The organism is Rhizobium lentis (genome assembly GCF_017352135.1).
GTDB classification, from domain to species: domain Bacteria; phylum Pseudomonadota; class Alphaproteobacteria; order Rhizobiales; family Rhizobiaceae; genus Rhizobium; species Rhizobium lentis.
The window spans coordinates 1,497,116-1,509,424 of sequence record NZ_CP071454.1 but is presented as its reverse complement, the minus strand read 5'-3'; the positions used below and the strand labels follow the sequence as shown (position 1 = coordinate 1,509,424).

5 protein-coding genes and 2 pseudogenes are annotated in these 12,309 nt (G+C 62.8%); 2 read left to right on the top strand and 5 right to left on the bottom strand.

Annotation, left to right across the window (positions count from 1 at the left end; all coding sequences use genetic code 11):
• Positions 1-128: 128 nt before the first annotated feature.
• Positions 129-1,787 (top strand): OFA family MFS transporter, encoded by a 1,659-nt coding sequence (locus J0663_RS07235; RefSeq protein WP_207243754.1) that lies wholly within the window; start codon positions 129-131, stop codon positions 1,785-1,787.
• A gap of 48 nt (positions 1,788-1,835) precedes the next feature.
• Here the strand turns inward: J0663_RS07235 and J0663_RS07230 are convergent.
• From J0663_RS07230 to rocF, 4 genes and pseudogenes are all read right to left on the bottom strand, one after another.
• Positions 1,836-2,175 (bottom strand): annotated as a pseudogene (locus tag J0663_RS07230) (methyl-accepting chemotaxis protein); the annotation flags it as partial.
• Between the two features lie 74 nt (positions 2,176-2,249).
• Positions 2,250-2,726: a chemotaxis protein CheW gene (locus J0663_RS07225; RefSeq protein WP_207243753.1), complete on the bottom strand. Its 477-nt coding sequence runs from the start codon at positions 2,724-2,726 to the stop codon at positions 2,250-2,252.
• Between the two features lie 198 nt (positions 2,727-2,924).
• Positions 2,925-4,124: an ornithine--oxo-acid transaminase gene (gene rocD / locus J0663_RS07220; protein ID WP_207243752.1), complete on the bottom strand. Its 1,200-nt coding sequence runs from the start codon at positions 4,122-4,124 to the stop codon at positions 2,925-2,927.
• A 23-nt stretch (positions 4,125-4,147) separates the two neighbouring features.
• Entirely contained in the window at positions 4,148-5,083 is a 936-nt protein-coding gene (gene rocF / locus J0663_RS07215; RefSeq protein ID WP_207243751.1) for an arginase, read from the bottom strand.
• Between the two features lie 122 nt (positions 5,084-5,205).
• Here rocF and J0663_RS07210 point away from each other — a divergent pair, with 122 nt between their 5' ends.
• Positions 5,206-5,643 (top strand): Lrp/AsnC family transcriptional regulator, encoded by a 438-nt coding sequence (locus tag J0663_RS07210; RefSeq protein ID WP_207243750.1) that lies wholly within the window; start codon positions 5,206-5,208, stop codon positions 5,641-5,643.
• 192 nt (positions 5,644-5,835) lie between these two features.
• Here J0663_RS07210 and J0663_RS07205 read toward each other — a convergent pair.
• A pseudogene (locus J0663_RS07205) lies at positions 5,836-12,257 on the bottom strand (translocation/assembly module TamB domain-containing protein).
• Positions 12,258-12,309 lie beyond the last annotated feature (52 nt).

Here is a 12,309-nt window from a genome sequence, read left to right as displayed (position 1 = left end):
CCTGAAAATTAAATCGATTTAAATTTAAAGCCTGGCAGAAATTCAAAATGCGACAGCGTCTTTTGCGCTCCTGAAAAGACGGGCAGCGCTCCCATCCCAGCAAGGTCTGAAATAAGGAGGAGTTGTTCATGACGGCAGCGGAAACCCGTACAGACGGAGCGGTGGCGGGCTCAGGCCTGCTAGATCGCGAAAGGATCGTCGCAAGGCCCGGTTTCAACCGATGGCTGGTGCCGCCGGCTGCGCTTGCCATCCATCTTTGCATCGGCATGGCCTATGGCTTCAGCGTGTTCTGGCTGCCGCTTTCCAAGTCGCTCGGGATCACCGCTTCGGCCGCCTGCCCCGATCTGACGCTCGCCTCGGCGCTGTTCACAACGACTTGCGACTGGCGCGTTGCCGATCTCGGCTGGATCTATACGCTGTTCTTCGTTCTGCTCGGCTCATCTGCCGCCATCTGGGGCGGTTGGCTGGAGCGGGCCGGTCCGCGCAAGGCGGGGGTCGTTTCCGCCTGCTGCTGGTGCGGCGGCATCGTGCTTGCCGCCGTCGGCGTCATCACCCATCAGCTCTGGCTGATGTGGCTCGGCGCCGGCGTTATCGGCGGGATCGGTCTCGGCCTCGGTTACATCTCGCCGGTCTCGACGCTGATCAAGTGGTTTCCCGACCGGCGCGGCATGGCGACCGGCATGGCGATCATGGGCTTCGGCGGCGGCGCGATGATCGGCGCTCCGCTTGCCAATCTGCTGATGAATGCTTTCAAGACCGATGTGTCGGTCGGCGTCTGGCAGAGCTTCATCGTCATGGCAGCAATCTATTTCGTCTTCATGATGGGCGGGGCCTTCGGCTATCGCATCCCGCCGGCCGGCTGGCGACCGGAGGGCTGGACGCCGCCTGCCGCCAAGAGCACGATGATCACCACCAGACACGTGCACCTGCGCAATGCCCATAAGACCAAGCAATTCTGGCTCATCTGGGCCGTACTTTGCCTCAACGTCTCGGCGGGCATCGGCGTTATCGGCATGGCATCGCCGATGCTGCAGGAGATCTTCGCCGGTTCGTTGATCGGCCTGCCGGATGTTGGCTTCGCTGAGCTCGACGCCGGGCAGAAGGCTTCGATCGCAACGATCGCCGCCGGTTTCGCGGGTTTGTTGTCGCTCTTCAATATTGGCGGACGGTTCTTCTGGGCTTCGCTGTCGGACAAGATCGGCCGCAAGAATACCTACTACTGCTTCTTCATCCTCGGCATCGGGCTCTATGCGCTGGCCCCGACCTTCGCCGGCATGGGCAACAAGGCGCTGTTCGTTCTCGCTTTCGGCGTCATCCTGTCGATGTATGGCGGCGGCTTTGCGACCATCCCGGCCTATCTTGCCGATATCTTCGGAACGCAATTCGTCGGCGCCATCCACGGGCGGCTGCTGACCGCCTGGGCAACGGCCGGCATCGTCGGCCCCGTCGTGGTGAACTATATCCGCGAAGCGCAGATTGCCGCCGGCGTCGCTCCAGGCCCAACGCTCTACACCGGCACGATGTATATCCTCGCCGGCATGCTGGCGCTCGGACTCGTCGCCAATGCGCTGGTCAGGCCGCTTCCGGATAAATGGTTCACGTCGGACGACGAGGTCTCGGCGCTGCAGGCGAAGTCGGCGGCCGTCAATGCCGGCCCGACCGGCTCCTTCGGCATTGGCACCGGGGGGCTGGACGCCAAGGCGGTGCTAGCCTGGGCTGTCGTCGGCATTCCGCTGCTCTGGGGTGTTTGGGTCACGCTGAAGGCGACCTTCGCGCTGTTCGGATGAGCAACGAAAGCGCGCGGCGTTGGCTGATGCGGCGCGCTTTATCCCGTCCTACGCAGATCGCCACAGAGCGCCGCCTGTCTGTCTTGTCTCCTGCGCGCCGGTGGTCTGAATCTGGTCCGGCAGGCGGAATCGCGTCAGCAGGACACGCAGCGTTTCAGCTTCCCTCGCAAGGCCGTGGCTGGCGGCTGTGCTCTCCTCGACCATGGCGGCATTCTGCTGGGTTGCCTGATCCAGCGTATTGACCGCCTGGTTGATTTCCTTGAGGCCGGTTGCTGTTCCCTGGAGGCCTCGACGATGGCGGAGACGTTGCCGTCGATATCCCGTCCTGGGCGACGATCTACTCGAGCGCCTTGCCGGTCTGGCCGACGAGGCCGACGCCATCCTTGACGAGGTCGTTTGCGACACGCACCAAAAACCGCCCAGGTCGGGCGGTTTTCGAGTGGTGAATTAATATCGGCCGGATCAGGCCGCCAGTTCATCCGTCTCGTTTTCCTTGAACATCTTGGCGAGGTTGAGGAAGCAGATCATGCCATTTTCCGAAGCGATGATGCCTTCGCAGAAAGCGCGGTCGAAGGAGGCGGTCACCTCGGGCACCGGCTGGACCTGGCCGGACGAAATGGTGAGAATATCCGAGACACGATCAACGAGCATGCCGATGACCATGCTGTGAACTTCGGCGACAACGATGGCGCTGCGTTCGTTGGCGACGGTGCTCTTCATGCCGAGCTTGTAGGCGAGATCGATGATCGGGATCACGGAGCCGCGCAGGTTCATAACGCCGATGACGTCGGCCGGGGCATGTGGGATCGGCGTCGATGGCGCCCAGCCGCGAATCTCGCGGATGGTCGTGGTCTTGACGCAGAATTCCTGATCATGCAGGCGGAAAGCAATGATCTCGAGCGTATCGCCGCTGAAGCTAGTGGAATTGATCGTGGCCATTAGATTCTTCCCAACTGTCGTAAGCCAAAGCAGAAGCGGGTGCGCCACCATTGGCGCCGACGAGCCTTGCCTTCACACCACGCGATGGCTTTGCGCTCAGCGAAGCATCGTTACGGTTAGCGACGACATTAACGGAAGAGTGTTGCCCAAATCTAAATCGGGAACGGGATTGCGAAAGGTTTTCAGCCTCGGTTTACTTCAGCTGATCGTCTTTTCAATCTGAGAGACGGCCCAATCGACCTGCTCCTTTGTTATGACCAGCGGCGGAGCGAGGCGAATCGTGTGGTCGTGGGTATCCTTGGCGAGAAGGCCGCTCTCCTTCAGCGCATGGCAATATTGCCGTGCGCCGCCGGCTTCGGGTTCCAGCTCGATCGCCATCATCAGGCCGCGGCCACGCACGTCCCTGACGATGTTGGAGCGGATCGACCTCAAGCCTTCGAGGAAATAGTCGCCCATGACGGCGGCGTTCTCGATCATGCCCTCCTCCACCAGCACCTTAAGGGCCGTGCGCGCCACCGCACAGGCGAGCGGATTGCCGCCGAAGGTCGAGCCGTGTTGGCCGGGTTTCAGCACGCCGAGCACTTCGGAATTCGAAAGCACGGCCGACACGGGATAGAAGCCGCCGGACAGCGCCTTGCCGATCAGCGTCACATCGGCTTCGATGCCTTCGTGTTCTTCGGCCAGCAGCTTGCCGGTGCGGCCGAGGCCGGTCTGGATCTCGTCGAGGATAAGGGTGACGTTGTTATCAGTGCAAAGCTCGCGAATGCGGGTGAAATAACCCGCCGGCGGGATGATGACACCGGCTTCGCCCTGGATCGGTTCGATCAGGGCGGCCACCGTATTCTCATTGATTGCGGCGGCGAAAGCCTCGGCATCGCCGAAGGGAATGATGCGGAAGCCCGGCGTGTAGGGGCCGAAGCCGGTTCGGGAGTCGGGATCTGTGGAGAAGCTGATGATGCTCAGCGTCCGGCCGTGGAAATTGTCGGCGCAGACGATGATCTCCGCCTTGCCTTCCGGCACGCCCTTGACCTCGTATCCCCATTTTCGCACCGCCTTGATGGCGGTCTCCACCGCCTCGGCGCCCGAATTCATCGGCAGGATCTTGTGCGAACCCGTCAGCGCCGCAAGCTCCTCGTAGAGATAGGCGAGCTGGTCATTGCGGAAGGCGCGAGAGGTGAGCGTCAGCCTGCCCGCCTGTTCGACCATGGCGGCGAGGATCTTCGGATGGCAATGGCCCTGATTGACGGCGGAATAGGCAGAGAGGCAATCGAGATAACGATTGCCGTCAGTATCCCAGACGTACACGCCTTCGCCGCGCGTCAGCACCACGTCGAGCGGCTTGTAATTGTGGGCGCCGAGGCGCTGTTCCGTGGCGATCAGTTTTTCCGAAGTGTTCATGGCGCTTCTCCCTCCAGTCTTGTTTACGCAGCGCGTGTCGGGCGATCGAAGATGCGGCGGCCGAAGAGGCTTGCCGTCAGTTCCACCAGTATGCGAGCGCTCTTGCCGCGATCATCGAGAAACGGATTGAGCTCGACGAGATCGAGCGACGAGACGAGGCCGCTGTCCGACAGCATTTCCATGACAAGATGCGCCTCGCGAAAAGTCGCGCCGCCAGGCACCGTCGTGCCAACGCCCGGGGCAATGTCAGGATCGAGGAAGTCGAGGTCGAGGCTGACATGCAGCAGGCCGTCCGCTTTGGCGACGACGTCAAGGATATGGCGCATGATGGCGCCGATGCCCTGCTCGTCGATGGCGCGCATATCGAAGACGTTGACGCCGTGTTCGTGGATCTCCTCACGCTCGCGCGCATCGACCGAACGGATACCGACCTGGAAGACATTCTTCGGATCGACGAACGGCCGGTCCCTCGGCAGGATTTCGGCGAATTCCGCCTCACCGCAAAAAAAAGCGACGGGCATGCCGTGGATATTGCCGGAGGGCGAGGTGGCCGGAGAGTTGAAGTCGGCATGGGCATCGAGCCAGAGCACGAACAGCGGGCGGCCTTTGCTGGCGGCATAGCGGGCCATGCCGGAGACGCTGCCCATGGACAGGCTGTGGTCACCGCCGAGAATGAGCGGAAAGCGGCCGGCTGCCGCGACCTCATAGACGCTGCTTTCGAGTGCGCGCGTGAAGGCGCCGACGATCCTCAGATTGTGGGCTTTCGGATGATTCGGCAGGTCCATCGCCGGCACGATGCGGAGATCGCCGTTATCGGCCACATCATGGCCGAGATCGATCAGCGTCTGGTCGACACCGGCAATACGCAGCGCCGCAGGGCCCATGGCCGCGCCCCTGCGGCCGGAGCCTTCTTCCAACGGAGCGCCGATGAGGGTGACAGATCGCGATTGGGCATTCATTCGATGGCTCCGTGTTGAGGCCTGTTTCGGCCGATAGTGGGATAAAGGGCTGGCAGCAAAAAGATGGAAAAATGCCAGAAATGGAGTATGATTGCGCAAATTGATAAAGCTATTTTGACAAAGTGTTCAGCGTGGACGATCTTGATACCGAACTTCTGAGTGCGCTTCGCCACAATGCCCGCATTTCCGTCTCGTCGCTCGCGGCAATGACCGGTGCATCGCGGGCAACGGTCGCCGCCCGTATCGACCGGCTGGTCGCCAGCGGCACCATCGTCGGCTTCACCATCCGTACCGGTCATGAGACGCGATCCGCCGGTGTGCGCGCCATTGTTATGATCGAGGTGCTCGGCAAGCTCGCAGACAGGGTGGCCGATCAACTGCGGGGGCTGCCGCAGGTCCGGGCGCTTCACAGCACCAATGGCAAATGGGATTTCGTCGCTGAACTCGAGGATCGCGACCTTGCCTCCTTTGACGAGACGCTACGCCGAATCAGATTGATCAACGGCATCAATTCGACCGAGACCAACATTCTTCTGAAGACAAGCAAGACGGGCTTCTAACGCATTGTCACGCGATGCCCGGCCTCCTAAATCGGGCGCCCCATCCCCCTGCCGGTAGCGTGTGGGGCGTAGGGGACCTGCCGCGACCTCGCCGTTCCTCTCCCACCTCGCGCTGGGCACGTCCCCTCTCCCCGTCAGAACGGGGATAGGGTTAGGGTGAGGAGCGGCTATCGGCCCGAAACGGAAGCCGGCTCAATATTCTCGCTCGTAGACAATGCCTGCCTCACCAGCGCCGTTGCCGCCGGCCGCTCCCCGGAGTTTGACGCCCCGGCCGACATCGAGATTGATGATGGCCTTGGCGCCGGCCGCGCCGCCTTGCTGCAGTTCGAAATAGGTACGGTCGTTGAGATAGCGGCCGACGCTGACGCTGGTCTGGCCCTTGGAATCGGTGCTGATGTCGAGATCGTCGACGCCGAGCTGGTTGCGCAGGCCTTCGAAAAGCGAGGTGGAGCGATTGCCGGCCAGCTGGCTGACGGCGTCGGCGAGCTGGGCGATTTGCACCGGCGAGAGCTTCGACATCGACTGCCCGAAGATCAGCTGCGCCAGCACCTCATCCTGCGGCAGCTGGGGCGAGGAGGAAAAGGTGATCGAAGGATCGGTGGCGAGGCCCGTGACGTCGACGGTCAGCGTCGTCGAGCCGGAGGTTGAGGTCGCCTCCATATCGAGCGCTGGCGTCAGGTCGCCGGCGAAGGTGATCCGGCTCTTGTCGGTAAAATCCAGGCGGCGGTTGAGAATGGTCAGGCGACCGCGGCGCATGGTGAATCCGCCGGTCACGATCGGTGCAGCCGCCGTTCCGCGGATTGTCACACGGCCGCCGAGCTCGGCATCGATGCCGCGGCCGCGCGCGAAGATCTGCGAGGGCGCGTCGATTTCGAGATCGAGGGTGATCACCGAGGATTTCTCGCCGGGTTTCCGCTCGCCGTCATCGCGCAGCTGTGCCAGCACCGCGCGCGGTGCATTCTTGTGGCGAATGTCGATTTCCCGCAGCGAGGTCGGCAATTTCTCCGGGACGGTGATCGAAGTCTTGTCCAGCCGGAGCTTGCCGCTCACCGTCGCGGCCATGATCGGGCCGCGCAAGCCCACTGTCCCATTGACGGTCGAAACGACGAGGGTGCCGTCGACATAGACCGCCTTGTCGAGCTTGATCGAAATGTCGGCGGGAAAACCGCTGGCCGGCTGGATGCCGATGGTGCCGCTTGCCGAAATCGTGCCGCCGCCGCCAAGATTGCCGCTGAGCCGCGATATCACGGCCTGATTGCCATTGAAGGTGACCGTGGCCGCAAGATTGTTGATGGCAAGATTGCGCCTGACGTCGACGAGTTTGGCGCGCGATGTCGAGATGGTGCCGTTAATGATGGGTGCTGCGGCCGTTCCGCCAAGCTGGAGATTGACGGCGGCGACCCCTTCGGCGACGAGGCCCTGCTGCGCAAGCGGGGCGCCGAGCACAGCGAAGGGAAGGTTGCCGTTGAACCGAAGGTCGAGGGCGCGATTGCCAGATATAACGACGCTGCCGCCGCCCTTCACCGACATGCCGGCGTCACCGGCAAGACTGGTGTCGACTGTCAGCCTGTTGCCGGCAAGCTTGCCGGATGCGTCGATGCTCAGTGGCGAAAGACCGGCGCCTTTCGTCTGGCTCGTCGCAGCATTCTTCCAGTCGACCTTGAAATCGACGGTAGGTGAGGATAGCGCGCCCGTCGCTCTGGCTGTCGCCGAGACCGCGCCCTCGGCTCCGATACCCGGAACAAACCCGTTGGCGATGGCCGCCGGAACATTGGCAGCGTTCGCCGTGACGTCGATCGATTGGATCGCTGTGCCTGCAATGGAAAGATTACCGGCGGCTTTCAGCGAAATGCCGCCGCTGCCGCTGAGAGCGGCATCGAAATCCAGCCGGTCGCCGGCATATTTTCCCGTCGCCGCCAACGCAAGGCGGGAGAGGCCGGCGGCCTTGGTGTGGCTGGTTGCGGCATCTTTCCAGTTCAGCTTGAAATCGACAATCGGATCTGCCGGCGTTCCTGAGGTCTTCGCGCTTGCCGAAAGCGTGCCTTCGGCGCCGAGACCGGGAACAAAGGCATTGGCGATATTTGCCGGCAGCGCCGGAATATCGGCATTGACCGAGAGATCCCGAATGCCATTTCCGGCAATCGTGACGCCGCCCACCGCCTTGGCCAACACGCCATCCTTACTGGCAAGGCTGGCATCGAAGTCGACCCTGTCATTGGCGAATTTGCCGGAGGCCGCAGCACTGAGACCCGAAAGGCCGCCGCTCCTGGTCTGGGCGGTGGCAGCGTTCTTCCAGTTGAGTTTGAAATCGACGGCCGGTTTGGGAAGCGCTCCTGCGGCGGATGCCGTTCCCGACACGGTGCCCTCCGCGGCAAGACCGGGGACGAAGGCGTTAGCAAGGCCCGCAGGCAGATTGGCAAGCTCGGCTTTGACGTCAAGATTGCGGAGTGAGGTGCCGGATATCGCGACATTGCCCACCGCGTTCAGCGAAAGGCCGTCCTTGCCGCCGAGATTGGCGTTAAAATCCAGCCTATTGTCGGCGAGGTGTCCCGATGCTGCAAGCGCAAGGCCGGAAAGATGCGCGCTTCTGGTTTGGCTGGTCGCGGCATCCGTCCAGTCAAGCTTGAAATCGGCCTTCGGCGCAGCCGGTGTTCCGGCCGCAGACAGGGTGCCTGATATCGTGCCGCCGGCCGCCAGATCGGGAATGAAGGCATTGGCGAGAGCGGCCGGGAGTCGGACGATTTCGGCATCGACCTTAACGCTGCCGATCGTCGTACCGGCGAGAGCGACATTGCCCATGGCCTTCAAGGAGAGACCTTGATCGCCAGCGGCCGCCGCGGTGAAATCCAGCTTGTTATCGGCAAATTTCCCCGATGTGGTAATGCCGAGAGCGGCAAGGCCGGCACGCTTCGTGTGGCTCGTCGCAGCGTCCTTCCAGTTGAGGTCGAAATTGGCGGTCGGCGCGGAAGGCGAGCCGGCGGCCGAGATTCTCCCGGAGACGACGCCTTCGGCGGCGAGATCGGCGACGAAACTGTTTGCGAGGCTTGCCGGGATATCGGACAGCGTCGCATCGACGCTGACGGCGCCAATTGTCCTGCCGGTAACGGCGACATTGCCGTTGGCCTTGAGCGAGAGGCTATCTGCGCCGGCGATCGCGGCGTTGAAATCAAGCTTGTTGTCGGCGAATTTCCCGGATGCCGTGACGCCAAGAGCGGCAAGGCCGGCGCGTTTCGTGTGGCTCGTCGCGGCGTTTTGCCAATGGAGATCGAAATCGGCTGCCGGAGCAGCAAGCGTCCCGTTGGCCGACACCGTTCCGGAAACAGCACCTTCCGCCGCCAGATCCGGGACGAAGCCGTTCGCAATGGCGGCGGGGACATTGGCCAGCGTTGCATCGACCTTGACGCCGCCGATCGTCGTGCCGGTGATGCTCACATTGCCGTTTGCCTTAAGCGAGAGGCTGTCGGCGCCGCTGGCCGCGACGTCGAAATCGAGCTTGTTGTCAGCGAATTTACCGGATGCCGTCACATCAAGGCTCGCTAGACCGGCGCGCTTCGAGTGGCTGGTCGCAGCTTTTTCCAGGCGAGATCGAAATTGGCGGTCGGAGCCTTGAGGGGACCGAAGGCGCTCACCTTTCCGGTGATTGTGCCTTCGGCGGCGAGATCGGAAACGAAGCCATTGGCGACGCGCGCAGGCAGGTTGAGGATATCGGCGTCAATATCGAGCACGGGCGCCGTCGGATCAGCGAGCGCGACGTTGCCGCCGGCCCTGAGTGAGAGGCCGTCGCTACCTCCGATTGTCGTGGCGAAATCGAGCTTCCTTTCGGCAAATTTGCCGCTGGCGGTGATGCCGAGCGGTGTCAGGCCGGCGCCCTTCGTCTGCCCTGTCGTCGCATCCTTCCAGTCGAGTTTGAAATCGGCGATGGGTGCTGCCGGCGTTCCCGTCACAGCAATCGTTCCCGAGATCGTGCCGCCGGCCGAAAGATTTGGCACGAAACCGTTGGCGAGCGCTGCCGGCAGCTCCTTGATGACGGCATCGAGTTTCAGCGTCTCGCCGGCAGTACCGGTCACGCTCACCGTGCCGGCGCCGGTCCTCAGCGTCAGACCGTTCAGGTTGGCGGCGCCGCCGCCGATCGTGACCTGCGTCGGCGCGGCAAGCTCGAGCTGAATGTTGCGCGGACTTGCCGCGAAACGATCGAGATTCAGGTTCACCACGTCGCCCGCCGTCTCGATATTGCCGACTGCCAGCACGGGATTGCCGTCATAGGTCGCATCAAGATCGAAGTCGGTCTTGTCCTGCTTCTTGCTAAAACTGAGGTAAAGTTTGCCGAGCTTGTTTGCTCCGGCATTCAGTTCGTCCGCCCGGACCGTGCCGTTTGCCGCAAGCGTGCCGAGATCAGTGACCGTGACGTCGATATCCGGCTTGACGATCGCGATGGTATCGCGGCGGATCGCGGCGCCTGATGCAATGAGCTTGAGCGCAATCTTGCCGCCATCGCTTTCGACGCCGAGCGAACCCTTGAGATCGCCTTCGGCTTTCTGCCCGCCGAGCGCGGCCAGGAGGCCGATATTGGGGAAATCGAAGCTCAACGCGCCCGAGGGCGTCAAGGAGGGCGAGAGCTCCAGACTGCCGGTCAGCCGATTGCCGCTGACATCGGCGCTCAGTGCGGGAATGCTCGTCTTGCCGTTCTCAGAGCGGATGTCGCCGGTGATGCTGAGCGGTTGGCCCTCGATCGTGCCGGTGGCCGCGATCTTCCCCTGAGGCGCCTTCGGATCGGCGACACCCGACAGATCGATATTGAGGTTGGCGAGCATGCGATCGGCCATCTCAAGGCTGGGAGACTTGACATTCGCTGTCACGGAGATCGCCGGCAATTCGCCTCCGACCCTCAGCGCATAACCTGCTCCGCCGCGCGCGCCTAACACAAGCTTGCCGATATCGGGCAGCCGGCCCGAGAGATCGGCGTTCAACATCGAGCCGTCGAGCGTGACGTTGCCGGCGGCTTCGAGCGTGCCGGATTTCAGGACAAGGTTGGACAGCGCGAATTTCGACGGGATGGTGCCGATCACCTGGCTTTCGAGCGAGATCGGCTGGTCGAACTTGCTCGTCACCGCGGCCGGCAGGGCCGCCGGTGCGATGCTCAGCTTGACATTGCCGGTCAGCGCGCGGTCCGCCGGCCGATAGGAGCCATTGAGGCTGCCGTTGATATTGGCGCTTTCGACCGTGGTGCCGTTGAAACCGATGCTGCCGGCCGAGATCTGCAGCGGTGAGGCGATCGTGATGGGGCCCTGGACTGCACGGTTGAGGTTCGGTTCGGCAAAGGTCGCCTCGCCGGCCACGAGGCGCAGCTGGACGCTGCCGGAGCGGGCGGCAAGATTGAAGGCGTCGCTCTTTGCCGTCAGCTTGACGTTTCCGATATCGGCCTGCGGAAGGGTCGCGCTGTCGAGCGAGCCGCTGACACTCAGTCGGGCGGCCTGCGCATTGCCTGTCAGCGCCAGGTTGAGGCCCGATATCAGGAAGCGCGCTTCGCCTTCGGCGAGCGGCCAGCGGAAATCGACAGGTCCGGATGTCCCGAGCAGATTGGCGTTGAGGCTGTTGTTGCCAGCCGGATCAAGCGCGCCCGATGCGGCGATGACGACGCTGCCGGTGGCGATATTGCCGGTCTGGATATCGATCTTGCCATGGTCGTCGAAGGTGGCGGCAAGATCGATATTGGTCTGGCCGGCGAAAAGCGGCCGGAATGCCGCAGGAAGCAGCGAGCTGAGGTCACCGCCACCCTTGAGATCGAGATGGTGCAGCCCGTCTGCGGCAATCGCGTGCCGGCCTTCGATTGCGGCACGCTGCTGTCCGTCGAGCGCAGCCTGCACCTTGCCTGTCCAGTCGGATATCGGTCCCTGGCCGTCGAGGTCGATGTTGACGGCCGGATCATCAGGCAGGCCGAGGAAGCCTGCCAACAGCCCGCCCTTCGGTTCGGCGAGCTGCGCCTTCAGCCGCAGCCGGTTTTCGGCCGGCGCATAGGCGATATCGGCAGTGAGCCGCGCATCCGGAACTGTGTGGCGGCTGACATTGACCTTCGCTTCGCCGCCGTTGCCATCTGCCGAAAGGCTGCCTTCGGCGGCGAGCGCAAAGGCGCGCCCGGCAAAAGGCTCGGCAAGTTTGATATCGGGCAGGGCCACGTGGTCGACATCGATCTTGACCGGAAGCGTGAAGCCGCCGGAACTTTCAGCGCTGGGCCGCGAGGGCAGGGTGCGCACCGGCTTGCGCAGCACGTTGATCGCTTCGATCTCGAAGCGTTTGGCGTGGAAGGTTCCCGTCAGCAGTGCCAGCGGGTTCCAGTCGATCGCCACGCCGTGGATTTCGGCAAAAACGCCCCTCGTGTCGGATAGGGAGATTTCGGCGGCGCGAAGCCCGCCGGTCAGGAGTCCTTCCGGTTCGCGCACCTCGATCGTCATGTCGCGGTTGGAAAGCGTGGAGGCTATCCTTTCAGTAACGATGCGGGCGCCAAAGGAGGTGAAGCCGAAGATCGCAAGCGCTGCAACAGCGACAATCAAAACGGCGCCGACGGCAAAGCCGGTGACCCGCACGATCCAGTTGACGATTTTTGCCAGCGTTTCCATCGGCGCGGACTACCCCGTTTTCATGCGGCCCATCGATCGGAAGCAGCCGGAA